General features: G+C 69.3%; 20 protein-coding genes. 11 read left to right on the plus strand and 9 right to left on the minus strand.

Annotated elements, in window-relative coordinates; translation table 11 throughout:
- Nucleotides 1-10: 10 nt before the first annotated feature.
- Complete coding sequence (locus FSW06_RS00985; protein ID WP_010119172.1) at nucleotides 11-1,060, minus strand: glutathione S-transferase family protein; 1,050 nt, start codon at nucleotides 1,058-1,060, stop codon at nucleotides 11-13.
- A 155-nt stretch (nucleotides 1,061-1,215) separates the two neighbouring features.
- Here FSW06_RS00985 and FSW06_RS00990 point away from each other — a divergent pair, with 155 nt between their 5' ends.
- Nucleotides 1,216-2,511 (plus strand): DoxX family membrane protein, encoded by a 1,296-nt coding sequence (locus FSW06_RS00990; RefSeq protein WP_010119170.1) that lies wholly within the window; start codon nucleotides 1,216-1,218, stop codon nucleotides 2,509-2,511.
- A gap of 187 nt (nucleotides 2,512-2,698) precedes the next feature.
- On the opposite strand, the gene FSW06_RS00995 is transcribed toward FSW06_RS00990, so the two are convergent.
- Nucleotides 2,699-3,463, minus strand: a complete 765-nt coding sequence (locus tag FSW06_RS00995) for a LysE/ArgO family amino acid transporter (protein ID WP_010119168.1) — start codon at nucleotides 3,461-3,463, stop codon at nucleotides 2,699-2,701.
- Nucleotides 3,464-3,534: 71 nt separating this feature from the next.
- On the opposite strand from FSW06_RS00995, the gene FSW06_RS01000 reads away from it, so the two are divergent.
- Nucleotides 3,535-4,407, plus strand: coding sequence for an ArgP/LysG family DNA-binding transcriptional regulator (locus FSW06_RS01000; protein WP_010119167.1), 873 nt, complete (start codon nucleotides 3,535-3,537; stop codon nucleotides 4,405-4,407).
- A 1-nt stretch (nucleotide 4,408) separates the two neighbouring features.
- On the opposite strand, the gene FSW06_RS01005 is transcribed toward FSW06_RS01000, so the two are convergent.
- Nucleotides 4,409-6,790, minus strand: coding sequence for an ATP-binding cassette domain-containing protein (locus FSW06_RS01005; RefSeq protein WP_146881282.1), 2,382 nt, complete (start codon nucleotides 6,788-6,790; stop codon nucleotides 4,409-4,411).
- Between the two features lie 32 nt (nucleotides 6,791-6,822).
- Here FSW06_RS01005 and FSW06_RS01010 point away from each other — a divergent pair, with 32 nt between their 5' ends.
- The gene (locus tag FSW06_RS01010; protein ID WP_010119160.1) at nucleotides 6,823-7,569 is read left to right on the plus strand and encodes an SDR family oxidoreductase; all 747 of its coding nucleotides are present in this window, start codon (nucleotides 6,823-6,825) and stop codon (nucleotides 7,567-7,569) included.
- Nucleotides 7,570-7,767: 198 nt separating this feature from the next.
- Here the strand turns inward: FSW06_RS01010 and ilvD are convergent, their stop codons facing one another.
- The 3 genes from ilvD to FSW06_RS01025 form a co-directional block, all read right to left on the minus strand.
- Entirely contained in the window at nucleotides 7,768-9,621 is a 1,854-nt protein-coding gene (gene ilvD, locus FSW06_RS01015; protein ID WP_010119158.1) for a dihydroxy-acid dehydratase, read from the minus strand.
- A gap of 118 nt (nucleotides 9,622-9,739) precedes the next feature.
- Nucleotides 9,740-10,330 carry a PH domain-containing protein gene (locus FSW06_RS01020; protein WP_010119157.1) on the minus strand — a complete coding sequence of 197 codons (591 nt, stop codon included), beginning with the start codon at nucleotides 10,328-10,330 and terminating at the stop codon, nucleotides 9,740-9,742.
- 10 nt (nucleotides 10,331-10,340) lie between these two features.
- Nucleotides 10,341-12,065, minus strand: coding sequence for a mechanosensitive ion channel domain-containing protein (locus tag FSW06_RS01025; RefSeq protein ID WP_010119156.1), 1,725 nt, complete (start codon nucleotides 12,063-12,065; stop codon nucleotides 10,341-10,343).
- Between the two features lie 370 nt (nucleotides 12,066-12,435).
- On the opposite strand from FSW06_RS01025, the gene FSW06_RS01030 reads away from it, so the two are divergent.
- The 3 genes from FSW06_RS01030 to ilvC all read left to right on the plus strand — a co-directional run bounded on the left by FSW06_RS01030 (nucleotide 12,436) and on the right by ilvC (nucleotide 15,903).
- Nucleotides 12,436-14,271, plus strand: coding sequence for an acetolactate synthase large subunit (locus FSW06_RS01030; protein WP_010119155.1), 1,836 nt, complete (start codon nucleotides 12,436-12,438; stop codon nucleotides 14,269-14,271).
- Between the two features lie 2 nt (nucleotides 14,272-14,273).
- Nucleotides 14,274-14,780: an acetolactate synthase small subunit gene (gene ilvN / locus FSW06_RS01035; protein WP_010119154.1), complete on the plus strand. Its 507-nt coding sequence runs from the start codon at nucleotides 14,274-14,276 to the stop codon at nucleotides 14,778-14,780.
- Between the two features lie 109 nt (nucleotides 14,781-14,889).
- A complete protein-coding gene (ilvC, locus tag FSW06_RS01040) occupies nucleotides 14,890-15,903 on the plus strand; it encodes a ketol-acid reductoisomerase (RefSeq protein WP_010119153.1) in 1,014 nt (337 codons plus the stop codon).
- 347 nt (nucleotides 15,904-16,250) lie between these two features.
- Here the strand turns inward: ilvC and FSW06_RS15030 are convergent, their stop codons facing one another.
- The gene (locus tag FSW06_RS15030) at nucleotides 16,251-18,389 is read right to left on the minus strand and encodes an IS30 family transposase (protein WP_146881284.1); all 2,139 of its coding nucleotides are present in this window, start codon (nucleotides 18,387-18,389) and stop codon (nucleotides 16,251-16,253) included.
- A 430-nt stretch (nucleotides 18,390-18,819) separates the two neighbouring features.
- Here FSW06_RS15030 and FSW06_RS01050 point away from each other — a divergent pair, with 430 nt between their 5' ends.
- The 4 genes from FSW06_RS01050 (at nucleotide 18,820) to FSW06_RS01065 (ending at nucleotide 23,712) form a co-directional block, all read left to right on the plus strand.
- Nucleotides 18,820-19,854 carry a cation diffusion facilitator family transporter gene (locus tag FSW06_RS01050; RefSeq protein WP_010119141.1) on the plus strand — a complete coding sequence of 345 codons (1,035 nt, stop codon included), beginning with the start codon at nucleotides 18,820-18,822 and terminating at the stop codon, nucleotides 19,852-19,854.
- A gap of 210 nt (nucleotides 19,855-20,064) precedes the next feature.
- Entirely contained in the window at nucleotides 20,065-21,660 is a 1,596-nt protein-coding gene (gene serA / locus FSW06_RS01055) for a phosphoglycerate dehydrogenase (RefSeq protein WP_010119140.1), read from the plus strand.
- Nucleotides 21,661-21,926: 266 nt separating this feature from the next.
- The gene (locus FSW06_RS01060) at nucleotides 21,927-22,424 is read left to right on the plus strand and encodes a MarR family winged helix-turn-helix transcriptional regulator (RefSeq protein WP_010119139.1); all 498 of its coding nucleotides are present in this window, start codon (nucleotides 21,927-21,929) and stop codon (nucleotides 22,422-22,424) included.
- A gap of 49 nt (nucleotides 22,425-22,473) precedes the next feature.
- Nucleotides 22,474-23,712 carry an MFS transporter gene (locus tag FSW06_RS01065; RefSeq protein WP_029448974.1) on the plus strand — a complete coding sequence of 413 codons (1,239 nt, stop codon included), beginning with the start codon at nucleotides 22,474-22,476 and terminating at the stop codon, nucleotides 23,710-23,712.
- Here the strand turns inward: FSW06_RS01065 and FSW06_RS01070 are convergent.
- Nucleotides 23,709-25,064, minus strand: coding sequence for a glycosyltransferase 87 family protein (locus FSW06_RS01070; protein WP_158005205.1), 1,356 nt, complete (start codon nucleotides 25,062-25,064; stop codon nucleotides 23,709-23,711). The two genes, FSW06_RS01065 and FSW06_RS01070, sit on opposite strands and share 4 nt — an antisense overlap.
- Nucleotides 25,065-25,292: 228 nt before the next feature.
- Here FSW06_RS01070 and FSW06_RS01075 point away from each other — a divergent pair, with 228 nt between their 5' ends.
- Nucleotides 25,293-26,354 carry a 3-isopropylmalate dehydrogenase gene (locus FSW06_RS01075; RefSeq protein ID WP_010119135.1) on the plus strand — a complete coding sequence of 354 codons (1,062 nt, stop codon included), beginning with the start codon at nucleotides 25,293-25,295 and terminating at the stop codon, nucleotides 26,352-26,354.
- 47 nt (nucleotides 26,355-26,401) lie between these two features.
- Here FSW06_RS01075 and FSW06_RS14395 read toward each other — a convergent pair whose 3' ends face one another.
- Nucleotides 26,402-26,563, minus strand: coding sequence for a hypothetical protein (locus tag FSW06_RS14395; protein WP_010119134.1), 162 nt, complete (start codon nucleotides 26,561-26,563; stop codon nucleotides 26,402-26,404).
- Nucleotides 26,564-26,631: the final 68 nt, after the last annotated feature.

Raw genomic sequence — 26,631 nt, forward strand, 5'->3', positions numbered from 1 at the left:
CGGCGGAACCTCAGACGAACGCCCCGGTCTCGTCACCGTCCCGGACATCCTCCGGACGCGGTGCGGCCGGGGCGGTCGCATCTCCGGCGGCGTTGTGGAAGGGCGTCCCGCCGAGCCGGTCCCGGTCGTGCGGGGTGTAGAACGCCGCCGGATCCGGGCCCACCGCGACCACCCCGGTGGGGTTGATGTCGGTGTGCACCCGGTAGTAGTGCTGCTTGATCTGGTCGAGGTTCACCGTGTCGCCGAAACCCGGGGTCTGGAACAGGTCCCGCAGATAGCCCCACAGGTTCGGCATCTCGGCGATCCGGTTCCGGTTGCACTTGAAATGACCGTGGTAGACGTGGTCGAAGCGCACCAGTGTGGCGAACAGGTACACGTCGGCCAACGTCAGATGGTCACCGACGAGGTAGCGGCGGTCGGCCAGATGCTCCTCGAGCTCGTCGAGCCGGCTGAACAGTGCCGCGAACGCCTCCTCGTAGGACGCCTGGTCGCCGGCGAAGCCGCAGCGGTACACCCCGTTGTTCACCGTCCGGAAGTTGACGTCCGCCATTGCGTCGATCTCCGCCTGCAGCCCGGCGGGGTAGAGGTCCGGGGCGCCGGGACGGTGCAGCGGGGCCCATTCGGTGGCGAGATCGGTGACCATGGTGCGGAAATCGTTGGTCACGACCGCCTTCGAGCCGATCTCGACGAGGGCGGGGACCGTGATGCCCTTCGGATAGTCGGCGTAGCGGTGCAGGTAACAGTCCCGCAGCCGTCCCACCCCGAGGACGGGATCCACCGAATCCGGGTCGAGGTCGAAGGTCCACGACTTCCAGTCGTGCGTCGGACCGCACAGCCCCAGCGACAACGGCGCCGGGCCGGTCTCCTCCGGCCCGGCGTCGAGTCCGGTCAGCCGGCGGGTGATGATCGCCCGGTGGGCCCAGGGGCAGGCCCGCGACCCGACCAGCCGGTACCGGCCCGCGGCGACGGGCCACCGGCGGTCCCCGGTCGGGTCCGCCACCACCCGGTCGTCGATGTAACTCATGTCGCGGTCGTACCCGCCCGCCTCGACATACCCCATGATGAACTCCTGCCGTCGTTTCTGTCGTTCCTGTCCTCCGCGGTCCCGGGCGTCGTCGCGACATGCGCGAGGTGCGGCGCCTGCGCGGATCAGCGTGCCGCCTAGCCTAGGCTGGACGGCGTGAACAGTGCACCCGGGACCGGAAGGTGGATGCCATGAGCAGGAAGCGTGACAGGCTCGACGACAGGGTCGGGGACCTCGACGACGTCTCCGATATCGAGGACTTCGACGTCCCCGACGTCCCCGATGCCCCTGAGGGTATCGACGTACCGGACGCCGTGGAGCAGCGTGAGGCCGACGACGCCGCCGGTGACGGGGCCGCCGGGGCAGGTGACGGGGCGGCCGGGACTGCCCCGACCAGTCGCGTGAGCCGGGACATCTACGACGTCGTCGGTCGGGCCCGCCCGCAGAAGATCGCCCCCGCGGCGTCCGGCGCCGGTGGACCGGCCGCAGCCGACCCGGCGGAGGACGAGGCCGGGAACGAGGGTGAGGACGCCGCCCCGACCGAGGTCTTCGCCACCGGCGACGGGGGACAGGCCGACGACGGGTACCGGCTGCCCGAGAGCGCCGATGCTGCCGACGGTGCAGCAGCCGTGACGGCGGACGAGACCGCCACCACCGCATTCGCGGGAACCCCTGCGGCCTACACCGACCCGGGCCCGGTCTACGAGTCGCCGTTCGACGAGAACGGCGGCTACGTGCAGGCCGACGGCAGCGCCGGGAGCCAGGACGTCGCGGCCGACGACGGGGACAACGAGACCCGTGTCTTCGCTCCCGCCGGTGCCGCCGGTGCCGCCGGTGCAGTCGGGGCGGCCGGTGCGGCTGCCGCAGCCGGTGACGGCTACGACGGCTACGACGAGACCTACGGTGCGGTGCCGGTCCCTCAGCAGGAGGCCGAGGAGGCTGACCGGGCGGCCGCCGACGAGGCGGCGTCGACACGGCGCGGCACACTCGACCTGGGCCTGCTCATTCTCCGCCTGGTGGCCGGCGTGCTGCTGGGACTGCGGGGCGTGCAGACCCTATTCGCCTTCGGTGGCGACCCGGGGATCGACTCCCTCGAACAGGTCCTCGGCAGCTACGACGGGGCCCAGGTCCTCGCGATCGCCCTGCCCGTCGCGGAACTCGTCGGCGGCGTCCTCCTGCTCCTCGGACTGCTGACTCCGGTGGGCGGTGCGGTGGCACTGGTCTCCGCGAGCTTCATGGCCCTGCACTACCTCTCGGGCTCCGGGGCCGAGTACTGGCCCTACCAGCTGGACGCCAACGCCCAGGCCTGGGCGTTCCTCGCGGTGCTCGGGCTGGTGCTCGTGTTCACCGGACCCGGCCGCTACGCGGTCGACGGCAGCCGCGGCTGGGCGACCCGTCCGCGCGCCTCCGCCTGGCTGTGGGCGGTCATCGGCCTCGCCGGCGCCGCGGCGCTGTGGATCCTCGTCGGTGGCGGCAACCCCTTCTGACCGGGTGCCGGCGGGCCCGTCGCGTGCACTGAGCTTCCTGAGCTCCGTGCGCGAGCTCCCTGAGCTCCCTGAGCTCCCTGAGCTCCCTGAGCTCCCTGAGTTCGTCACCGAATCCGGACGCCGTGGCCCGACCGCGGTGAATTCGGTGACGAACTCGGGGAGTGCCGGGGAAGCTGGAGCGGGGGACTCAGCCCATCATCGCCAGGCGCGCAGCCATGCCGATCATGAGCACCCCGATGCCGAGGTTGATCCAGCGCCAGACCCTCACACTCGACAACGGCCGGCTGAGCAGCCGCGCACCGTAGCCGATGCAGATGAAGAACAGCGTGGAGGCCACGAGTGCGCCGGTGGTGAAGACCCACTTCCCGGCGTCGTCGTACTGGTTGGCCATCGAACCGAACACGACCATCCCGTCGACGTAGGCCGCGGGGTTGAGGAAGGTCACGGCCAGGGCGGTGGGCAGGGCGGCGAGGGCGGGGAGCCGGGTCACCGCCCGGGACCGGACGGACGTGCGGGCCGGCAGTGTCGCGACCGCCGTGCCACCGGTGCCGCCGACGCCCGTCCCGCCAGTAGGCAGGTCGGTGTCACCGGAGACGGCCGGGACGGCGTCCTGACCGGCGTCCTGACCGGGGGCGGCGCCGGAGGTGTCGATGGGGGTGGGGTGCCGGACATCGCGCAGGCAGGTCGAGGCGAACCACAGCAGGTACGCCACACCACCCCAGCGCAGGATCTCGAGCAGCACCGGCATCCGTTCCACGACCACGCTGACGCCGGCGGTGCCCACCGGCAGCAGGATCAGGTCGCCGAGGGTGCACACCGCGACGACCAGACCCACGCCCCAGCGTCGCACGCCCTGCCGGAGCAGGACGATATTCTGCGGACCGACGCCGACGATGACCGTCAGCTGGAAGAAGAGTCCGGCGAGTGCGATGTGGAGGGATTCGGTGAACACGACCGGAAGCCTAGGAACCCACCGGTAGTGAAGGCAAACAAGCATATCTGGACTCGCGTAAGATCAGCTTCATGATTGCACGTCACCTGGATACTCTGCTGCTCGTCGTCGATGAGGGGAGTTTCGAGGCCGCCGCCGCCCGGCTCGGCGTGAGTCCCTCGGCGGTGAGCCAGCGGATCAAGGCCCTCGAATCCGACGTCGGCCGGGTCGTCGTCCGCCGCACGACCCCGGTCGGCGTCACCGACGCCGGCGAGGTACTCGTCCAGGCCGCCCGCCGGATGCGGCTGCTGGAGACCGAGACCGACGACCGCCTCCACCACCGGGTCAGTGAACGGCCGGTGACCGTCGGCATCAACGCGGACTCGCTGGGGACCTGGTTCCGGCCCGTGCTGCGCAGCGTCGCCGCCCACGGCGGCATCGGTCTGCAGCTGCAGGTCGAGGACGAACAGCACTCCCTGGAGATGCTGCGCCGCGGCGACGTCATGGGCGTGGTCACCGCCGAAGCCGATCCTGTCCCCGGCTGCGTGTCCGAGGAACTCGGGGTGATGCGCTACTGGCCGGTGGGCTCCCCGGAGCTGGCGGCGACCCTCGGCGACGGGCCGGGGCAGGTGGGGCTGGACCGGCTCCCGGTGCTCATCATCGGGTCCTACGACCGGATGACCGACGACGTCCTCGCCGGGCGCGGCCTCACCGGGTCCGCGGACCGGCGGGTGTCCCGCATCCCGAGTTTCGAGGGGCTCAATGACGCGGTCGTCGCCGGCCTCGGCTGGACGGTGGTCCCGGTCAGTGCCGCGGACCCGTATGTCCGGGCCGGGACGATGGTGCGGCTCGGCGACGAGGTGGGGGAGGTGCCGCTGTACTGGCAGCGCTGGCGGCTCGAATCGGACACCCTCGGGGCACTCACCGACGCGGTCCACGCCGCCGCCGCGGTGGGCCTCGACTGACTCAGGCCGGACCTGTCCCCGCGGCCTCCGCCAGCGCCCGACCGGTCGCCGTCCCGGACGCCGCCACCTGTGCCGGTGTGCCGTCGGCCACCACCCGGCCACCCGCGGCCCCCGCACCCGGCCCCAGGTCGATGACCCGGTCGGCACCGGCGACGACCCGCAGGTCGTGTTCCACCACGACCACCGTGTCCCCGTCGGCGACCAGCCGCCGGAGCTCGGTGACCAGCAGGTCGACATCCGCCGGGTGGAGCCCGGTCGTCGGCTCGTCGAGCAGGTGCACGGTCGGGGTGCGGCGCCGGGTGCGGGTGGACCGCTGCAGCTCGGTGGCCAGCTTGATGCGCTGCGCCTCCCCACCGGAGAGCTCCGGGGCGCCCTGACCCAGCCGCAGATAGTCCAGCCCCACCGCGTGCAGCGCCGCCAGGGCACCGGCGACCGGCGGTTCACCGGCGAACACCTCCCGGGCCTCGGCGACCGTCAGGTCGAGGATGTCGGCGACGGTGTACCCGTGCCAGGTCACCTCGAGAGTCTCCGGGTTGTAGCGGGCCCCGTGGCAGTCCGGGCAGGTCGTGTAGCTGCCGGGCAGGAACACCAGCTCGACCTCGATCTTGCCCTCACCGTGGCAGGTCGGGCAGCGGCCCTGGGTGACGTTGTAGGAGAACCGGGAGACCGTCCAGCCCCGCCGGCCCGCCTCCGGTGTGGCGGCGAAGAGCCGGCGGACATGGTCGAACAGTCCGGTGTAGGTCGCCAGCGTCGACCGCGGGGTGCGTCCGATGGGCTGCTGGGTGATGAGGTTGGTGCGCAGTCCCTCCTGACCGAGCACCTCGGGCAGCACCCGGGAGACCAGCGTGGACTTCCCCGCACCGGAGACCCCGGTGACCGCGGTGAACTGGCCGAGACCGAGGCCGAGATCCACGTCGAGCGTGCGCTCGGTACTGCGCACCCGCAGCGGACCGGACGCCGCCTCCGCACCGTCGCGCAGGCGGGGGAACGGTGCTGCCAGGGCGCGGCCGGTGGGGGTGTCCTGCCCGGTGAGCCCGGCGACCGGCCCGGACCACAGCACCTCACCGCCGAGTTCGCCGGCACCGGGGCCGACATCGACCACCCAGTCCGCCCCCGCCACCAGATCCATGTCGTGCTCCACGAGCAGGACGCTGTTCCCGGCGGCGAGGAACCGGTCCATCAGGCCGCGGACCGCCGCCCGCTCGGTCGGATGCAGTCCCGCCGTCGGCTCATCGAGGACGTACACCACACCGAACAGGCCGGAGTGAAGCTGGGAGGCCAGCCGCAGCCGTTGCAGTTCCCCGGCGGACAGGGTGGTCGCCGGGCGGTCGAGGCTGAGATGACCGAGACCGAGATCCACCGCCGCGGTGAGCGTGGGCACCACCTGGTCGAGCAGCAGACGCTCGGCCTCGGCGGCGGCGTCCTGCCCGGTGGTACCGGAGCCGTCATCCCCGTCGAGTAACGCCAGCAGCCGGTCCAGCGGCAGCGCGTTGAGGCGGTCGACGGTGAGACCGCGGTACGTGACGCGCAGGGCCCCGGGGATCAGCCGCCGCCCGCCGCAGGCCGGACAGGTCGAATCCGTCATGAACGACAGCACCCGTGCCCGCGTCTTCTCCGAGGACGTGGACGCCAGCGACTCGCGCAGGTACACCGCCACCGAACGCCAGGTGCCCCGGTAGGTGCCGTGCGCCTGGTCCGGCCCGCGCTCCGGATGCACCGTCACCACCGGACGCTCCTCCGTGAACAGGATCCAGTCCCGGTCGGCCCGCGGCAGGTCCCGCCACGGCACGTCGGTGCGGTACCCGAGGGTGACCAGGATGTCGTGGAAGTTCTTGCCCAGCCACGCGCCCGGCCAGGCGGCGACCGCGCCGTCGTCGATCGACAGGGACGGGTCCGGCACCATCGATTCCTCGGTGGGGGCGTGGACGGTCCCGGTGCCCTGGCAGGTCGGGCACATGCCCGCGGCGGTGTTGGGGGAGAAGCAGTCCGAGTCGAGGCGTCCCGCCGTCTCCCGCAGGTCGGCCGGGTAGTCGCCGCAGCGGGAGAACAGCAGCCGCACCGAATTCGACACGGTGGAGAACGTGCCGACCGTCGACCGCGCCCCACCGGCCGTCCGGTTCTGTTCCAGGGCGACGGTCGGGGGCAGGCCGTCGATCCGGGCGACCTGCGGGTCGACCGCGCCCGCGATGAGCCGGCGGGCGAAGGGAGCGACGGACTCGAGGTAGCGGCGCTGTGCCTCACCGTGGATCGTGCCGAAGGCCAGTGAGGACTTCCCGGACCCGGAGACACCGGTCACCGCGACCAGCCGGTCGCGGGGCAGCTCCACGTCGACGTGGCGGAGATTGCGCAGGTGCGCATCGTGGACGGTGATGTTGCCAGCCATGGCCGCCCAGTCTAGGCGGTACGGTGGGCGCCATGGACTTCGGTATCGCAGGACGGTGGGCGCTGGTGTGCGCCTCGAGCAGAGGACTCGGATTCGGATGCGCCGAGGCGCTGGCCGGCGAGGGGGTGAACCTCGTCGTCAACGCGCGGAGTTCGGACACCCTCGCGCAGGCCGCCGAACGGTTGCGCGGCCACGGTGTGGAGGTCCGGGAGGTCGCCGGGGACGTCACCTCACCCGCCGTGCGCGGCATGCTGCTGGACGCCGCCCCGCAGGTCGACATCCTCGTCAACAACGCCGGCAGCCCGCCGCCGGGGGACTTCCGGGACTGGGGTGAGTCGGAATGGCTGGCGGCCCTGCAGTCCAACATGCTCACCGCGGTGGAACTGATCCGGGGGACCGTGGACGACATGGCGGCCCGCGGCTTCGGCCGGGTGGTGAACATCACCTCGGGATCGGTGAAGGCACCGATCGCGAACCTGGGCCTGTCGAACGGGGCGCGGTCCGGGTTGACCGGGTTCGTCGCCGGGGTGGCGCGGCAGCCGCAGCTGGCGGCGCACGGGGTGACGCTGAACAATCTGCTGCCGGGCCGTTTCGCGACCGCCCGGATCCTGCAGACCAACGGCGGGACGCCGCCCGAGCCGACCGGGATCCCGGCCGGGCGCTTCGGGGATCCGGCGGAGTTCGGTGCGGCGTGCGCGTACCTGTGCTCGGCACAGGCCGGGTACATCACCGGGCAGAACCTGCTGCTCGACGGTGGGGCGTACCCGGGGACGTTCTGAGGTGGTGGAGGCTGGTCCGCCTCCCCCCGCCTCCCCACACCCCGGTTTTTCACACCTGCGCGGTCGGGGACGCTCATCGGGCGACTCTCTGACCTGCGGGTATCACATCGTGGGACCGGGTGGAGGTGTGAAAAACCGGACGGCCCGGCCACCGTGTCACGGTGACCGGGCCGTCCGGCCGAGGCGGGAAAGCGGGGATCAGTCCTCGGGGACGATACGGACCGCACCCTTGTCGGCGCTGGACGCCATGCTGGCGTACGCGCGCAGCGCCTTGGTGACCTTGCGCTGCCGGTGGTCCGGCTTCCACGGACGCTCGGAGGCGTTCATCGCCACCCGCCGACGCTCGATCTCCTCATCGGGGAGGTCGAGGGTCAGGCTGCGGTTGTGGACGTCGATGGTGACCGTGTCACCGTTCTCGATGAGACCGATGAGCCCGCCGTCGGCGGCCTCGGGGGAGACGTGGCCGACGGAGATGCCCGACGATCCGCCGGAGAACCGGCCGTCGGTGACCAGGGCGCACTTCTTGCCGAGGCCGGACCCCTTGAGGAAGGAGGTCGGGTGCAGCATCTCCTGCATGCCCGGACCACCCGACGGACCCTCGTAGCGGATGACCAGGACGTCGCCGGCCTTGATCTTCTTCTTGAGGATGACGTCCACCGCCTCCTCCTGGGACTCGACGACCAGCGCCGGGCCGGAGAAGTGCCACAGGGACTCGTCGATGCCGGCGGACTTGATCACCGCACCGTCGGGGGAGAGGTTGCCGCGCAGGATGACCAGACCACCGTCGGAGGTGATGGCGTTCTCCACCGAGTGGATGCAGCCGTTCTCCGGGTCGGTGTCCAGCTCGTCCCACACGTTGTCCGTGGAGAACGGGACCGTGGTGCGCACTCCGCCGGGGGCGGCGTGGTACAGGTCGAGGGCCTGCTGCGACGGGTGCTCCGCCGAGATGTCCCATGCCTCCAGCCACTCGGCCAGGGAGGCGGAGTGGACGGTGTGCACGTCCTCCTCGAGCTTGCCGCCGCGCCACAGCTCACCGAGGATGCGGGGGATGCCGCCGGCGCGGTGGACGTCCTCCATGTGGTAGTCGGAGTTCGGGGCGACCTTCGACAGGCAGGGGACGAACCTGGACAGGTCGTCGATGTCCTGCAGGTCGAAGTCCACGCCACCCTCCTGGGCGGCGGCGAGGATGTGCAGCACCGTGTTGGTGGAACCGCCCATGGCCATGTCGAGGGCCATGGCGTTGCGGAAGGCGTTCTTCGTGGCGACGTTGCGCGGCAGGACCGAATCGTCACCCTCGCCGTAGTAACGGCGGCACATGTCGACGATGAGCCGGCCGGCCTCGGAGAACAGGGCGCGACGCTTCTCGTGGGTGGCCAGGGTCGAACCGTTGCCCGGCAGCGACAGGCCGAGGGCCTCGGTCAGGCAGTTCATCGAGTTCGCGGTGAACATGCCGGAGCAGGAACCGCAGGTCGGGCAGGCGGCCTGCTCGACGGTCAGCAGACCCTGCTGGGTGACCTGGTCGTTGGCGGAGGCGGACATCGTCGAGATGAGGTCGGTCGGGGCGTGGGCGACGCCGTCGACGACGACAGCCTTACCGGCCTCCATCGGACCGCCGGAGACGAAGACCACCGGGATGTTGAGCCGCATGGCGGCGTTGAGCATGCCGGGGGTGATCTTGTCGCAGTTGGAGATGCAGACGATGGCGTCCGCCTTGTGCGCGTTGACCATGTACTCGACCGAGTCGGAGATGATCTCGCGGCTCGGCAGGGAGTAGAGCATGCCGGAGTGACCCATCGCGATCCCGTCGTCGACGGCGATCGTGTTGAACTCGCGGGCGATGCCGCCGGCCTCATGGACGGCTTCGGCGACGATGTCGCCGACGTTCTTGAGGTGCACGTGGCCGGGGACGAACTGGGTGTACGAGTTGGCGATCGCGATGATCGGCTTCTCGAAATCCTCGTCGGTCATGCCGGTGGCGCGCCACAGGGCGCGGGCACCGGAGGCGTTGCGCCCCTGGGTGGTCACCGAGGACCGGAACGGGATCTTGTTCATGGTCGTGGTCGTCCTCTCAGCGGGCCGTCTCGCGGCCCGTCATACGTGAGTCATGCAGTTGTGGTGTGTGGTCGGCGGGGAAGTCACCCCGAACCCGGTGTGTCCGCTGACTCTGCCGCTACGTGCGCGGCCGCTGCTCTTCTTCCCGGCGCCGGAGTTCCTCGCGGGCCAGCGTGGCGGTGCGGCGACGGGCCTCGTACTCGTCGTAGTCGTCCTTGTCCATGAGGACGGTGTCGCCGCTGTCCCGGTTGACCACCTTCACCTTGTCATCGGAGGCGGTGATGCCCGGGGTCACCGGGTCGGGAATTCTGCCCCCGGTCACCTCGGCCAGGGTCACCAGCGAGTTGAAACTCACACCGGGCAGCGGGAACGACGTCCCGTCGGTCCGGACGGCGAGGGCTTTTCCTCCACGGGTGAATCGTAGCGCCTTGAACTCGTCCCACACCAACGACCTCCCGGCACGCAGCATGTAGCGGGCACTGATGCCCGTGGCGTCCACGATGGTCCGGCACCGCAGGATGTACACGATGAACAGGATCGGGAGGAGCGGCAGCCAGACGAGGAAGGGGGTGTAGGCGATGCCGATGAGGCTGAGCCCGAGCATCAGCAGGGCGGGAACGAGGTTTCCGCGGTCAGGGCCGGTCCGGTAGGTGGAATTCCGGTCCGGAGCGGCGTCCGGGGAAGTGTCCGTGGAATCCGGTGAACTCATGGTGCCCCATCTAACCAGTCTGACCACCCTGCGGAGCAATCGGGACGCCGTCCCCGGCCCCGGTGCTCCGCCCCAGGGACTGGGACTGAGGGTCGGACTGCGGGTTCGCCTGTCCGGTACCGCCGGTGCCGCCACCGCCGTTGTCGGCCTGGCCGCCGATCTCCCCGGAGTTCCCGGAGTTCCCGGTGTCCCCGGAGGTGCCGGTACCGGTGCCGTAGTCGGAGTTCCCGGTGCCGGTGGTGTCGGTCGTGCCGTCGCCGGTGCCGTGGTCGGTGCCCGAATTCGACGTACTCTGCCGGGCCTGCCCGTCACGGTCGGCGGTGCCGGTCCCGGTCGTCTGCCCGGAGTCCCCGGTCGGGGTGGCCTGTTCCTGACTCGTGGGCGCCGGGGTGCCGGTGCCCGCGGTGCCCGGGGCGGTGGTGGCGGGTGCGGTGACCGCCGGTGCGTCGTTGCGCAGGCGGGACGGGGCGAGCCAGCCGGCGTCGCCGCCGGAGGGGGTGGCGGAGAACAGTCCGATGACCCCCAGCACGGCGAGGACGATGAACAGCACGGTGGTCGAGGGTCGGACGCGGCCGCCGACACTGAAGATCCGCTTGGCGCGGGACCGGTGCGTCTCGTGCCGCCACACCCCGTGTTCGGTGACGTCCTCGATCAGCTCGTCGGTGCTGTCGGTGACCGGCTCGGCCGAGGTGTCGACGGGTTCACTGCCACTGTCGGCGTCGGCATCTCCGGGAGCTGCGGGGTTTTCCGACGTCGCGGGGTTCCCGGTGCCGGGGCCGGCGGTCGGGGTGGCGTCCTGCCGGGTGTCCTGGTCCGTTCCGCCGGACGCCGCGACGATCTGTTCCGGGGTGATCGGCGGCCACTCCTGGGTGGGGGTGTCCTCCCGGTCGACGGCCCGGCCCGGGGCCTGGAACCGGTCCCAGAACGCGGTGATGACCGCCGACCGGATGGTGCGCTGGACCATCCACTGGGTGGCTGGGTTGACGTCGACGGTGACCTCCATGCCGACCGTCCACGGCAGTCCGGCGGCGGTGGGGGCGGTGATGCTCATGGCGGGCAGGACATCGATCTCACCGAGGATCTCGTCCTTGATGCCGGCGGCCTCGATGGCGTCCTCCGCGGCCTCGTGGACGGTCTCGGACAGCGAGGACATCGTGTCCCCGTCACGCATCGGTACCTCGATGTCCACCACGGCGCGCGACCAGTGCTGCGAATAGTTGATCGTCACACTGGCCTGGCTGTTCGGCACGGTGATGAGTTCGCCCTTGCCGGTGCGGATCTGGGTCGCGCGCAGCGTGAGGCGCACGACCTTGCCCATGACCTGGTCACTGGTGCCGTCGAAGGAGACCGTGTCCCCGACGCCGTACTGGTGCTCGGAGATGATGAAGAACCCGGCGAGGAAGTCCCCGATGACCTTCTGGGCGCCGAAACCGACGGCGGCGGAGACCACGGTGGCCGGGACCGCCGCGCCGACGGTGGAGACGCCGAGGTTCTTCAGTGCGGCGTAGACGATGATGAAGTAACCGAGCACCTCCAGCAGGTACACCCCGGCGCCGATGAGGGCGGTCCAGGATTTCCTGCCCTCGTCATCCTTCATGAGCCGGTTGGTGGCGACCCGCAGGAGCAGGCGGGCGACCCGGGGGATGAGGATCCCGACGATGATGAGGGCGGCGAGGGTCAGACCGTGGACGACGATCCAGTCCCACAACGCAATGAGCACGAACTTCACATCCATGGTGCCGACCGTAGTGCACAATTGTTGGGACTTCCTGGCGTGACCGGGATCACCGGAGAATGGCCCGGCGGCGTCCCCGGTGACGGTCCCGGTGACGGCCCGAAACTCGATCACAGAATGAGACTGGGGGTATCAGCGGGTGGGAAAATTGTGGCCACAGCGTTGACCGACGGGGGTCGGTCCGCTACGCTGACCGCCATGACAAACTTCCGACTTCTCGTATCCGCCGGGCGCTAGAGCCCCTGCGGACCATGTCGCGGAAACTTCTGGCGCCCCCGCCCCGTGCAACTGGCACGGGGTCGCGGGGCGTCAGTCATGTCAGGACCTGTCAGACCCACAACTCACGAACCCGTAAAGGAGCGCACGGACTGTGAACGACACTTCACGCTCACGCCCCAGTCCCGCTACTGTCGCCGCCACCGGTCGTGGCCGACGCCCCGAGCGCATCAACGGCGCCCAGGCCGTCGTCCGGTCCCTGGAGGAACTCGGCACCGACGTCGTCTTCGGACTTCCGGGCGGAGCGGTACTCCCGCTCTACGACGCGATCTACGGGTCGGAGAAGCTCAACCACATCCTCGTCCGCCACGAGCAGGGCGCCGGCCATGCAGCCACCGGTTACGCCCAGGTCACCGGCGGCGTCGGCGTGTGCATCGCCACCTCCGGCCCCGGGGCGACGAACCTCGTCACCCCGCTGGCGGACGCCAACATGGACTCGGTCCCGGTCGTCGCCATCACCGGGCAGGTCGGCACCCAGCTGCTGGGCACCGACGGCTTCCAGGAGGCCGACATCCGGGGTATCACGATGCCCGTCACCAAGCACAGCTTCATGGTGACCCGCGCCGAGGACATCCCCGCCGCCATCGCGGAGGCCTTCCACGTCGCCACCACCGGGCGTCCCGGTGCCGTGCTCGTCGACATCCCCAAGGACGTCCAGAACGCCGAACTCGACTTCGTCTGGCCGCCGAGCTACCGCCTGCCCGGGTACCACCCGGTCACCGCGCCGCACTCCCGCCAGATCGAGGAGGCGGCACGGATGCTCAGTGCCGCGAAGCACCCCGTCGTCTACGCCGGCGGTGGCGTGATCAAGTCCAACGCCTCCGCGGAACTGCTCGACTTCGCCGAGCAGACCGGTATCCCGGTGACCACCACCCTCATGGCGCTGGGTTCCTTCCCCGAGTCCCACCCGCAGTTCCTCGGCATGCCCGGCATGCACGGCACGGTCCCGGCCGTCGCCGCCCTGCAGAAGGCCGACCTCATCCTCGCCGTCGGTGCCCGCTTCGACGACCGCGTCACCGGTGACGTCAACTCCTTCGCGCCGGACGCCGCGGTCATCCACGCAGACATCGACCCCGCCGAGATCGGCAAGATCCGTGAGGCCCAGGTGCCGATCGTCGGGGACGCCCGCGAGGTGCTCTCCGCCCTGACCCGGGCCATGGGCGACCTGCAGCTGCCCGTCCCGGACATCGCCGAGTGGCGCACCTACCTGCGCAAGCTCGGTGAGGACTTCCCGGCCGGCTACGACGAGCCGGAGGACGGCAAGACCGCCCCGCAGTACGTGCTCGAGCAGCTCGCCGAGGCCGTGGGCCCCGACGGGATCTACGTCGCCGGCGTCGGCCAGCACCAGATGTGGGCCGCCCAGTTCCTCAACTTCGAGAAGCCGCGCACCTGGCTGAACTCCGGTGGCCTCGGCACGATGGGCTACGCCATCCCCGCGGCCATGGGTGCCAAGGCCGCGGCGCCGGACCGCGAGGTCTGGGCCGTCGACGGTGACGGCTGCTTCCAGATGACCAACCAGGAACTCGTCACCTGCGCCATCGAGGGCCTGCCGATCAAGGTCGCCCTGATCAACAACGGCAACCTGGGCATGGTCCGCCAGTGGCAGACCCTGTTCTTCGACGGGCACTACTCCAACACGAACCTGAAGCCGGGGGACAAGTACCTGCCGGACTTCGTCGGGCTCGCCGAGTCCATGGGCTGCGCCGCGATCCGGGTGACCCGCAAGGAGGACGTCGCCGACGCGATCGCCAAGGCCCGGGAGATCAACGACCGCCCGGTCGTCATCGACTTCATCGTCGGTGAGGACGCCCAGGTGTGGCCGATGATCGCCGCCGGGGCGTCCAACGACGAGATCCAGTACGTCAAGAGCCTCGCGCCGTTGTTCGAGCCCGACAACGTCGCCGAGGTCGCCGAGGAAGGTGAGCAGTAACCATGTCGCAGATCCACACCCTCAGCGTGCTGTGCGAGGACGTGTCCGGTATCGCCTCCCGGATCACCGGGATGTTCACGCGCCGTGCCTTCAACATCATCTCGATCTCCTCGGGACGCACCGAGGTCGAGGGCGTCAACCGCTTCACCATCCAGGTGGAGGGCGAGGACCACGTCATCGAGCAGATCACCAAGCAGCTCAACAAGCTGATCCCGGTGATCAAGGTCAGCCGGCACGCCCCGGACTCGATCGTGTCCCGCGAGCTCATGCTCGTGAAGGTCAGCGCGGACAACGCCAACCGGACCCAGGTCGTCGAGGCGGCCAACCTGTTCCGTGCCCACGTCGTGGACGTCGGACCCGAGTCCCTCGTCATCGAGGCGACCGGTACCCCCTCGAAGCTGCAGGCTCTGCTCGACGTCCTGGAGCCGTTCGGCATCCGGGAGCTCGTCGAGTCCAGCCTGACCGCGGTGAGCCGCGGCCCCAAGGCGATGTACCCGGCGAAGCTCTAGTCGGAAAAACTTTAGTCACCGTGTGAGATACCCCGTCTCACACTTTGAAAAAACATCCTGTTACGATCGGCTGCAGAGAATCAGCCATCCCAGCGAAAGGTGCTCAACCATGGCAATTGACGTCTACTACGACGACGACGCCGACCTGTCCATCATCCAGGGTCGCAAGGTCGCCGTGATCGGCTACGGCTCCCAGGGCCACGCCCACTCCCAGAACCTGCGTGACTCGGGTGTCGAGGTCGTCATCGGCCTGCGTGAGGGCTCCAAGTCCCGCGAGAAGGCCGAAGAGGCCGGCTTCAAGGTCCTGACCAACGCCGAGGCCGCCAAGTGGGCCGACGTCGTCATGATCCTGGCCCCGGACACCTCCCAGGCCAAGATCTACGAGGACGACATCGCCCCGAACCTGGAGGACGGCAACGCCATCTTCTTCGGCCACGGCCTCAACATCCACTTCGAGCTGATCAAGCCGGACGCGAACATCACCGTCGCCATGGCCGCCCCGAAGGGCCCGGGCCACCTGGTCCGCCGCCAGTACGTCGACGGCAAGGGCGTCCCGTGCCTCATCGCCGTCCAGCAGGACCCGAAGGGTGAGGGCCACGACCTGGCGCTGTCCTACGCCGCCGCCATCGGTGGCGCGCGCGCCGGCGTCATCGCCACCACCTTCAAGGAGGAGACCGAGACCGACCTGTTCGGTGAGCAGGCCGTGCTCTGCGGTGGCCTCGAGTACCTCATCATGAACGGTTTCGAGGTCCTCACCGAGGCCGGCTACCAGCCGGAGATGGCCTACTTCGAGGTGCTGCACGAGATGAAGCTCATCGTCGACCTCGTCTACGAAGGCGGCATCGGCAACATGAACTACTCCGTCTCGGACACCGCCGAGTTCGGCGGCTACCTCTCCGGCCCGCGCATCGTGGACGCCGGCGCCAAGGAGCGGATGCGCGAGGTCCTGACGGACATCCAGAACGGTAACTTCGTCAAGCGCCTCATCGCCAACGTCGAGGGCGGCAACAAGGAGCTCGAGGGTCTGCGCAACAAGATCGCGGAGCACCCGATCGAGGCCACCGGCGCCAAGCTGCGCGACATGATGAGCTGGGTCAAGAACCCGCTGGACGCCACCGCGTAGTCTGACCCGGTCTGACCCGGTCTGACCGACCCCGCCCGCTGTCCCCGGATTTCCGGGTGCGGCAGGCGGGGTTCTGTCATGTCCGGGGCAGGTGGGCGCACCGAGCGGTCACGGGGCGGACCGCGTGTCCGCGGGCGCCATGTCGCCGGTCGAGAGCTCCGTGTGATCCGTGAAGTCGAGCAGGAACTGTACCGGGGCCCGCACTCGGCACCATTGCTGCTCGAGTTCGCTGATGCGTGACTCGCGGGGGCAGGGTGTCGGGGGAGGGATGGAGGGATGTCGACCAAACGAACCCAGGTGGCGGATTCTAGCGATCGACGCAACACCCTCACGGGTAGCGGATCTGCTTAAGCCTCACCGAGGATACCGTCCAGTTCCGCCCACATCGCCTCAGCGGGGGTAGCCCAGTTCAGTGCCTTCCGCGGCCGGTTGTTCATCAGCATCTCCACCTCCCGCAACCGGTCACGCCCATGGACCGACAGGTCCGTGGACTTCGGGAAGTACTGCCGCAGCAACCCGTTGGTGTTCTCGTTGGTGCCCCGCTGCCACGGGGAATGCGGATCACAGAAGTACACGTCCAGATCCGCGGCCACACTGATCTCCCTGTGCAACGACATCTCCGACCCCTGGTCCCAGGTCACCGACAACCCCATCTGGGCGGGCATGCCGGTGAACCGTTCGATCATCGCGTCGCGGACACTGAGTGCATCATGGGCACCGGGCAGGTGCAGCAGCATCACGTACCGGGTCTTACGGTCGACCAGCGTGCCGATCGCGGACTTGTTGTACGCCCCACAGATCAGATCCCCTTCCCAGTCACCGGGTACCGCCCGGTCCTCGATCTCAGCGGGCCGCTCGGCGATGCTGACCCGGTCATGGTCGCGGGGGATCCTCACCGCTGACTCCCTGGGTTTACGGGTTGTCCGACCGGTACGCAGGGCCTTTTTCACCTCACTGCGCAGGCTGCCCTTCGGGTAGACGTACAACGCCTGGTAAATCGTCTCAGTACACACATGCCACTCCGGATGCTCGGGGAAGTCCAACCGTAACCGGTGGGCGATCTGCTCGGGTGACCAGTGCTCCAGTCGTTGGGTGATCAGCGCCCGCAGCATCGGGTCGGCGTACACCTTCGACAACCTCGGTCGGGCCCGGCGGGCTGCGGCATGCCGGGTCGCGGTGAACGGGTTGTACACCAGGTCACCGGCCCCGCCGGTACTGCCGGTGTCGCCGGGATCGGCAGGATCAGCAGGATCAGCAGGATCAGCAGGATCACTGTTGCGGGCGAGTTCCCGGCTGATCGTGGACCGGTGCCTGCCCAGCTTCCGGGCGATCGCCGCCTTCGTCGCTCCCTCACGCAGCATCACCGCGATGGTGTCCCGTTCTGCCGCGGTCAGGTACCGGTCGGATATCACCCGGTCAGGGTCACGGTGGTGGACCGGGGCGGCCGGTGGCATCCGGGGATCGGGTGCCGGGGTGTCAAAGACCATCGGGGCGGGGATACTGTGCCGGCCACTGTGCCGACCACGTCGGCGGGTGGGTTTGGCCGTGGGACTGTGCCGGGCACGGTTCCCCCGGTGGGCACCACGATCGGCACTGTCGGCGGTGAACCCGGCTTTCCGGTCCACGGCGTCGGTGGCGTCGGTGGCGTCGGTGGCGTCGGTGGTGTCGGTGGTGTCGGTGGCGCGGCCCAGTTTGCGGTCCCTGCGGGCAGATGGTCGACGCACCGGTGCCGCCGGTGTCGCCGATGCCGCCTCAGACTCCACGGGGCCGCCGGCAGGCGGGTTCTTCCGGGCCCGGACTGCCGGTGCAGCAACCGGCGCGGGACTCGGTGCGGGACTCGGTGCGACCGGGCGCAGTGCGGCGCCGGGTTTACGCCGGAGCTGTCTGCGGCCGGCCCGTCCGGCATCACGCTGACGCTGATCAGCGGCGTGTTGGCGCCGAACCCGTTTCGGGGTGTCGACGGTGATCTGGTCGGCCACGGCGGTGTTCACATCTGATGAGTACACCCCGTCGGGATCCAGTTGCGACAGTGGCCTGCCGGTACTGGCCGCCGCTGTCGCCGGGGTCGCCCCGGACAGCAGTGCCCGGTAGAAACTGATGGTCGCCTCGTCGTAGGCATCCTCCGGCCGGGCGGGGGTCGGGAACCGGTTGACCCAACCGCAGACGGTCTGACGGGTCACGTTGATCAGTGCGGCGACGTCAGCCTGGGTCATACCCGCGCTGACCAGGATCAGTGCGAGTTGCCGGACAAGGTGGTTGGGGCGGCGCCGTGGGGTGTGGAGCCCGTGCCGGGTCAACCAGTCGTTGACCGTGGTAGCCGGGCGGCCCAGTGCCGTGGATATCTGTCGGACGGTGGAGCCGGCGGCGTGCTCGGTGATCATCAACTCGCGCTCGGCGGGGGTGAAGGCGGTGAAGGCGAGGAGTCTCTGCGCGGGGGTGGATCGCGGTCCGGCGGTGGGCCGGTGCGAGGGGTTCGGTGTGGGCACTGTTCACTCCTGAACATGTCAGGGGTGTTGCAACGACCACTGGAACCCAAGGGTGCCGCTCCAGGTCGGATTTTTCGACCTGTGGGTTCGTTCCGTCGACCTGCGGTCCTGGATGTCGACCTGTCGGTTCGTTCCGTCGACATGGGGTCCGTGACATGGGGCCCGGCGGCTCTGTCCACGGACAAGACGGGACGTCGGGGTGATGCCAGGGTCATCTTCGGCAGGGGAGGGGGCAGGGGACATGGCGGGGTACCGGGAAGGGGTACCAGGGCGGGTGCCAGTGGAATGGGAGCCAGTGCGGAGACCTGTCGACGGAAGGCCTCCGCGTCGCCTTAACGAAAATGATTACGGTTGCCTAAATATGACGTTGACGTGCGGAAATGTTGGACGTAGGCTTGGGTCTGACCGTTAATGAAAATGGAGGACCGGGATGACCCACGAGCACATGCACGATCAGGATCACGCCCACGACCACAGTCACAGCCAGGACCACGATCACAGCCACGATCACGGCCACAGTCACGGCCACGGGCATGACCATCCGGCACCCCGGGGACGTGCCCTGTGGGTCGTCATCGCGATGACCGCCGTCATCTTCCTCGCCGAGGTCATCGGCGGCCTGGTCTCCGGATCACTGGCCCTGCTCGCGGACGCCGGCCACATGCTCTCCGACGCCGGCGGACTCATCATCGCCGCCTGCGCGATCCTCATCGGACAGCGCCGTGCGACGACCCGCGCCACCTACGGCTTCCGACGCGCCGAGGTCATCGCCGCCGCCGTGAACGCCGGGGCAGTGGCCGTGATCGCGGTGTGGATCGCCGTCTCGGCCCTCCGCCGGTTCGGGGACCCCGAGGAGGTCACGACCGGTCTAATGGCGGGTATCGCCGTCGTGGGTCTGGTGGCCAACATCGTGTCGGCGGTGGTGCTGCACCGGTCGGCGGGGGAGTCGCTGAACCTGCGCGGCGCCTACCTCCACGTCCTGGCCGACCTGCTCGGTTCGGTGGCGGTCATCGTCGCCGCGGTGGTCATCGCCGTCACCGGCTGGACCTGGGTCGATCCGCTGGCGTCACTGGGGATCGCGGCACTGATCCTGCCCCGGTCCTGGAACCTGCTGCGCACGGCGGTGGGCGTCCTCATGGAGAACGCCCCGGCGTCCTTCGACCCGGTGGGGATCCGGGACGACATCCTGCGGGTCGACGGGGTCGAGGCGGTGCACGACCTCCATGTGTGGTCGGTCGACGGCGAGAGCGCCATGGCGTCCGTCCACGTGGTCAGTGCGGACCGCGATCCGGGCATCCTCGACCGGGTCCGTGCGGTCATCGCGGGCCGTGGGGTGGGGCATATCACGGTGCAGCTGGAGAAGCCGGAACACCGGGACCACGAGGAAGAGGTGTGCGACTCGCCGCTGGCGGGAGCGGTCGGGGAGACCGGAGAACCCGGTGGCTCCGGCGTGAACCGCAGCTGAGAACGTCGGCAGGGGTGACCGCCGGGGTGACCGTCGGTCTACCGGCGACCTTCTTCACCCCCGGCGGGCGGGGGCGTACTAAGCTGTTCTGCGTCGTACGTCACTCCCCGTCGGGCTGCTACGGGTCCGTCGGGGGAAAGGCGTGGGCCCTGCCCTCCGACGCGGTCGTGCCGGAGGTGACAGGCACTCAATGATTCGTCAGGAGATCCTGTGAGCCAGAATTCCCGTCCCGTCGTCCTCATCGCCGACAAGCTCGCCCAGTCCACCGTGGACGCCCTCGGAGACTCTGTCGAGGTGCGCTGGGTCGACGGTCCGAACCGCCCCGAGCTCCTCGAAGCCGTGAAGGACGCGGACGCGCTGCTCGTCCGTTCCGCCACCACCGTGGACGCCGAGGTCCTCGAGGCCGCCCCGAAGCTGCAGATCGTCGGCCGCGCCGGCGTGGGCCTGGACAACGTCGACATCGAGACCGCCACCGCCAAGGGCGTCATGGTCGCCAACGCCCCGACCTCCAACATCCACTCCGCCTGCGAGCACGCCATCGCGCTGCTGCTGTCGACCGCCCGCCAGATCCCGGCCGCGGACAAGACCCTGCGGGACGCCGAGTGGAAGCGCTCCTCCTTCAAGGGTGTGGAGGTCTTCGGCAAGACCATCGGTATCGTCGGCTTCGGCCACATCGGCCAGCTGTTCGCGCAGCGTCTCGCCGCGTTCGAGACCGACATCATCGCCTACGACCCCTACGCCAACCCGGCCCGCGCCGCCCAGCTGGGTGTCGAGCTCGTCGAGCTCGATGAGCTGGTCGCCCGTGCCGACTTCGTGACGATCCACCTGCCGAAGACCCCGGAGACGGCCGGCATGTTCAACGCCGAGCTCCTTGCGAAGTCGAAGAAGGGTCAGATCATCATCAACGCGGCCCGTGGTGGCCTCGTTGACGAGCAGGCCCTGGCGGACGCCATCAAGGCCGGTCAGATCCGCGGCGCCGGCTTCGACGTCTACTCCAAGGAGCCCTGCACCGACTCGCCGCTGTTCGAGCTCGACGAGGTCGTCGTGACCCCGCACCTGGGTGCCTCCACCGTCGAGGCGCAGGACCGCGCCGGCACGGACGTCGCGGCGTCCGTCCTCAAGGCGCTCGCCGGTGACTTCGTGCCGGACGCCGTCAACGTCACCGGCGGCAAGGTCAGCGAAGAGGTCGCCCTGTGGCTCGGCCTGTCCACCAAGCTGGGCAAGGTCGCCTCCGCCCTGCTGGACGCCCCGGTCGCCGCGGTCACCGTCGAGGCCCGTGGCGAGCTGTCCACCGAGTCGGTGGACGCCCTGGGGCTCGCCGCCCTGCGCGGCATCTTTGACGGTGTCGTCGATGAGCAGGTCACCTTCGTCAACACCCCGCAGATCGCGGAGGAGCGCGGTGTGGAACTCACCGTCACCACCGCCGATGAGTCGGTCACCCACCGCTCCGTGCTCGAGGTCAAGGCCGTGACCGGTGACGGCACCGCGGTGAGCGTCATCGGTGCGCTGACCGGCCTGGAGCACGTCGAGAAGATCGTCCGGATCAACGACCGTGGCCTGGACCTGCGTGCCGAGGGCCTGAACCTGTTCCTGACCTACACCGACCAGCCGGGTGCGCTGGGTACCGTGGGCACCTTCCTGGGTCGCGAGGGCATCAACATCAACGCCGCCGCGCTGTCGCAGAACCTCAACGAGGGTTCCGCCACCCTGGTGCTCCGCGTCGACAAGGAGATCTCCACCGATCTCGTCGGCCAGATCAAGGACGCCCTCTCGGCGTCCCACGCTGTCCTGCTGAACCTGGGTTAGTCTCCGGTTCCTTAAGGGGAGTGTCCGCCCGGTCCCCGTCGTGGGGGCCGGGGTGGGGGAGGGCGAGCGGAGTCGAGCGGAGTCGAGCGAGACGGCCGCAGACAGCAGCTGACAGCCGCAGACAGCTGTAGACAGAGCCGCAGACCCGGTCCGGGTCTGCGGCTGTCGTCGTTTTTGTCTGGGTTTGTCGGGGGTCTCTCAGGCGACCGGCGGGACCGGATGGGCGACTTGGTGTTTAAGAGACTTATATAATACGGTGGACTGTCGTGGTCGACACAGACAATCAGAACCAGGATGACAACCTCATCGTCGCGGCGGAGGTGCGCGAAGCGCTGCGCTCCGCACTCCACATGATCCGCATGCTCGAATACCCGGGGGAGCTGTCCACCACCCAGGTCTCGATCCTCAACACCGTCGCGGCGGAACCGCACCCCATGGGGTTGCTCGCCCGGCGCAGCGGGATGACCCAACCGGGAATGAGCCAGCAGGTCGCCCGCCTCGAAGCGGCCGGCCTGGTGCGGCGGGACCCCGATCCCCGGGACGCCCGGGTCGCCCTGGTGACGATCACGGACTCCGGCGAGGAGACCCGGCGACGGGTCAACCACGAACGCAACGAGGTCCTGGCCCGCTACTTCGCCGTCCTCGACGATGACGCACGGACCGCACTCCGGGACGGGCTCGGCCCGCTGACCCGGCTGTCCGAGGCCGTCGTCCAGCGCGAGATCCGAGGCGTCCGACCACAGGAGAACACCCGGCGGGACTGAGCGCCCCGCCCCATGACACGAACAGAAGAGAAAAGAGGGATGCGGCCGGATGGTCACGTCGAATCAGCATCAACAGAGAGTGACGGTCGAGGGCGCGACCCTCGAATCCGAGAAGGCGTCGATGCTCCGCCAGCCGATCGCCGTCTGGGCGACCGCGCTGGCCTGTGTGTTCGCCTTCATGGGCATCGGCCTGGTGGACCCGATCCTGCCCGCCATCGCAGAGAACCTCGACGCCGGGCCGTCCGAGGTCTCCCTGCTGTTCACCAGCTACTTCGCCGTCACTGCGGTGATGATGCTCATCACCAGTGCCGTGTCCAGCCGGATCGGCGGCAAGAAGACGCTGCTCGCCGGGCTGACACTCATCGTCATCTTCGCCGCGCTGGCCGGGACCTCCTCCAGCGTCGGTGAGCTCGTTGGCTTCCGCGCCGGCTGGGGTCTGGGTAACGCACTGTTCGTGGCGACCGCGCTGGCCGTGATCGTCGCCGTGGCCTCCGGTGGCCGGGCCGTCGCGATCATCCTCTACGAGGCCGCGCTCGGCCTGGGCATGGCCTGCGGCCCGCTCGTCGGCGCCGTCCTCGGCCACATGAACTGGCGGGGTCCGTTCTTCGGCACCGCCGTCCTCATGTTCATCGCCCTCGTCGTGCTGCTGTGGAAGCTGCCGGAGACCCCGAAGCCGGCGACGAAGACCGGATTCCTCGACTCACTGAAGGCGCTGCGCCACGGTGGGCTGTTCGGGGTCTCGTTCTCCGCACTGTTCTACAACTTCGGCTTCTTCACGGTGCTCGCCTACACGCCGTTCCTGCCGGTGATCAAGGAGACCGGCGAATACGGCATCGGCCTGGTCTTCTTCGGCTGGGGCTGCGCCCTGGCGGTCTGCTCGGTGTTCCTCGCCCCGATCGTCCAGAACCGGATCGGCGCGGCGAACACCGCCATGGTCATGCTCATCGGGCTGCTGGTGCTCTACGTGCTGCTCGGCCTGTTCCACGACAACCGGCCGACCGTCATCCTCGTGGTGATCGTCGCCGGTGCGCTGATGGGCATCAACAACACCGTCTACACCGAGATGGCGATGAGCGTGTCCGACAACCCGCAGCCGGTCGCCTCGGCCGCGTACAACTTCGTGCGGTGGATGGGCGGCGTGATCGCCCCGTTCGCCTCGACGAAGATCGCCGACCACTTCTCGGTCGACACCCCCTACTACGTCGCCGCGGTGGTCGTGGTCGTCGCCGTCGCGGTGATGCTGTTCACCCGCAACGCCGTGGAGGTCCACGGACCCGAGGCGGTCTAGGCGCCTGCGGCTCCCGCGGACTTCGGGGCAGCGTCCTGACTGCCCTGACTGTCCTGGGCGTCCTCAGCGTCCTGCGGAGCCTGCTGCCGGCCGGCGAGGAACTCCCGGAGCCCGAGTGCCGCGAAGACCAGCATGATCACCGAGGCCCACAGGATCCACAGGTGGTCGAAGGGGGCGGGCAGTCCCGGTTGTCCGAGGAAGGAGAACCGGACCGAGATCTGGTGACTGCAGTAGGGGATCATGGTGACGAACACGATCACCAGGGTGACGATCATCGCCGCCTGCTCGGTGAGCCAGCCGCGGACCCCGGGTGTGCGACCGCGCAGCCGGGCACCGGCCCGGGCCCCGAGGTCGACGAGACAGACCACCAGCGGCACCAGCCACACCCAGTGATGGTGCCAGGAGAACGGGGAGACCAGGCAGGCGGTGATACCGCCGAAGCACATGACCAGTGCCTGGTTGCCCCGTCGCGTCGCCCACCGCACCGCGAAGAAGCAGGCGACGAGGGCGACGAGCACGAGGACGATCCACAGGAGGGTGGAGCCGGTCCCGGTGCCCAGCGTGCGCTCACAGAACCCCTTGAGCGACTGGGACGCCGAGATCGTCACGTCGCCGACCCGGTCGGACTCGAACATGGACTTCGTCCAGAACGTCGTGGCGTCCGGAACCGCGATGAGCCCGATCACCACCGTGACGAGGAAGGTAACCGCGGCGGTGACCGCCTCACGCCACCTCCGCTGCATGGCGAACACGATGATGAAGAAACCGGGGGTGAGTTTGAGCCCGGCGGCCAGGCCGACGCCGATGCCGGTGAACCTGTCGCGCTTACGCAGGAAGTCGAAGGCCACCAGCAGCATGAGCAGGACGTTGATCTGCCCGTAGAAGAAGCTGTCGCGCACCGGGGACAGGGCCAGGGTGCCGACCGCGGCACCGACGCCGATGACGGCGGTCGGGGCGTCCAGCCGGTACCCGCGCTGCGCGAGGACGCCGAGGATGACCGCGATGACCGCGCCGACACAGGCCAGCTGCCAGAATGTCGCGGCCATCGCCTCCGGGGCGACCGCCAGGCCCCGGAACAGTGCCCCGGCGAACGGCGCGTAGGTGAACGGCAGCTCACCCAGCAGCGGACCGTCGTAGAGGTTGCCGCCGTGCGCCATGACTTCGCCGGCACGGTAGTAGACGAGGAAGTCGGTGGGGACCTTGTAGAGGTTCAGCTCGGTCCCGAACACCGGGGGGCGGGTCTCCCGGTACGCGACGACGGCCAGCAGGATCACGAGTCCGATGCCGAGGACACCACGCCCCGGCAGCCGGCGACCGGGGGAGGCCGGCTGCGCCGCGGCCGGAGGGGACACCGGGTCCACCTGAGGTGCAGACGTGTCAGGTTTGCTCATAGGAACACAAAACCACTGTCCGGTGCGGATATCCGGTAGACCCGCCGGTGGGGGTGCACGGAACGGGGCATCTCACCCGAACAGGGCGTTGCCCCAGGGGTCGGCGCAGGTGGGGTGACGGCCCGGACATGGTAATGTGTCGGTAATTTCCAACGATGTGGGACGAAACGACACAAAGGAGTCCAAGGAATGAAACTCGCGGTCATCGCCGGCGACGGTATCGGTACCGAGGTCACGACGGAGGCACTGAAGGTTCTCCGGGCCGTCACGGCCGCGACCAGTGACGAGACCGTCGAGACCACCGACTACGATCTCGGTGCCCGCCGCTACCTCCGCAACGGTGAGCTGCTCACCGACGCTGACCTGGCGTCCCTGAAGGAGCACGACGCGATCCTCCTCGGCGCGATCGGTGATCCGCGCTCCGTGCCCGCCGGCGTCCTCGAGCGTGGCCTGCTGCTGCCGCTGCGGTTCAAGCTGGACCACGCGGTGAACCTGCGTCCGGCGAAGCTCTACCCGGGGTCCACCTCACCGTTGGCGGACCCGGGCGAGATCGACTTCGTCGTCGTCCGCGAGGGCACCGAGGGCCTGTACTGCGGCAACGGCGGCACCCTGCGGGAGGGCACCGACCACGAGGTGGCCAGTGAGCTCAGCCAGAACACCTGGTACGGCGTGGAGCGCGTCGTCCGGGACGCCTTCGGACGCGCACGGTCCCGCCGGAAGAAGCTGACCCTGGTCCACAAGACCAACGTGCTGGTCAACGCCGGTGGCCTGTGGCAGCGCGCTGTCGACGCGGTCGGGGCGGAGTTCCCCGAGGTCGAGGTCGACTACTGCCACATCGACGCCGCCACGATCTACATGACCACCGACCCGGGCCGCTTCGACGTCATCGTCACCGACAACCTCTTCGGCGACATCCTCACCGACCTCGCCGGTGCGGTCACCGGGGGCATCGGCCTGGCGGCGTCCGGCAACATCGACCCGTCGCGCGTCAGCCCGTCGATGTTCGAGCCGGTCCACGGCTCCGCGCCGGACATCGCCGGCCAGGGGATCGCCGACCCGTGCGCGGCGATCCTCTCTGCGGCCCTGCTGCTGCGTCACCTCGCCGGTGACGAGGGGGAGGACGCCGCGCTGCGGGTCTCCCAGGCGGAGAAGATCGAGGCTGCGGTGCTCGCCGAGGCGGGGTCCCGCGACGGTTCGCAGATCCGCACCGCCGAGGTCGGCGACCGGATCGCCGCCGCGGTGTCCGCGTAGGTTCCGTCACCCGCGTGACGGACCAGGGCAGGGGCGTCAGTGGGGCGTCAGTGCGGGTACGGCCAGGTGTGTTCCTCGTCGTTCCAGAGGGCCTGGTACTTCCCGTCCTTCTCCTCTGACGGCGGATCCCCGGTGATCCACCCCTTCACCATCCGGTAGAGCCCGTAGATGAGGGCGACGATTCCGTTGACGATGTATCCGAGTGCCATATGCGGCCCTCCTGCCTCTTCCTGCGTTGTCGGGGGCGTTGCTGTGCCGTACCGACCACGGTACATAC

Origin of the sequence: Corynebacterium nuruki S6-4 (assembly GCF_007970465.1) — a bacterium.
In the GTDB taxonomy this organism is placed as follows: domain Bacteria; phylum Actinomycetota; class Actinomycetes; order Mycobacteriales; family Mycobacteriaceae; genus Corynebacterium; species Corynebacterium nuruki.

Coding starts and splice junctions, on each gene's coding strand:
- FSW06_RS00990 (WP_010119170.1), top strand. CDS start 1,216: ATGAGCAGGAAGCGTGACAGGCTCGACGACAGGGTCGGGGACCTCGAC.
- FSW06_RS01075 (WP_010119135.1), top strand. CDS start 25,293: ATGAAACTCGCGGTCATCGCCGGCGACGGTATCGGTACCGAGGTCACG.
- FSW06_RS14395 (WP_010119134.1), bottom strand. CDS start 26,563: ATGGCACTCGGATACATCGTCAACGGAATCGTCGCCCTCATCTACGGG.
- ilvD (WP_010119158.1), bottom strand. CDS start 9,621: ATGAACAAGATCCCGTTCCGGTCCTCGGTGACCACCCAGGGGCGCAAC.
- FSW06_RS01005 (WP_146881282.1), bottom strand. CDS start 6,790: ATGGCTGGCAACATCACCGTCCACGATGCGCACCTGCGCAATCTCCGC.
- FSW06_RS01010 (WP_010119160.1), top strand. CDS start 6,823: ATGGACTTCGGTATCGCAGGACGGTGGGCGCTGGTGTGCGCCTCGAGC.
- FSW06_RS00985 (WP_010119172.1), bottom strand. CDS start 1,060: ATGGGGTATGTCGAGGCGGGCGGGTACGACCGCGACATGAGTTACATC.
- FSW06_RS01020 (WP_010119157.1), bottom strand. CDS start 10,330: ATGAGTTCACCGGATTCCACGGACACTTCCCCGGACGCCGCTCCGGAC.
- FSW06_RS01065 (WP_029448974.1), top strand. CDS start 22,474: ATGGTCACGTCGAATCAGCATCAACAGAGAGTGACGGTCGAGGGCGCG.
- ilvC (WP_010119153.1), top strand. CDS start 14,890: ATGGCAATTGACGTCTACTACGACGACGACGCCGACCTGTCCATCATC.
- FSW06_RS01050 (WP_010119141.1), top strand. CDS start 18,820: ATGACCCACGAGCACATGCACGATCAGGATCACGCCCACGACCACAGT.
- FSW06_RS01025 (WP_010119156.1), bottom strand. CDS start 12,065: ATGGATGTGAAGTTCGTGCTCATTGCGTTGTGGGACTGGATCGTCGTC.
- ilvN (WP_010119154.1), top strand. CDS start 14,274: ATGTCGCAGATCCACACCCTCAGCGTGCTGTGCGAGGACGTGTCCGGT.
- FSW06_RS01000 (WP_010119167.1), top strand. CDS start 3,535: ATGATTGCACGTCACCTGGATACTCTGCTGCTCGTCGTCGATGAGGGG.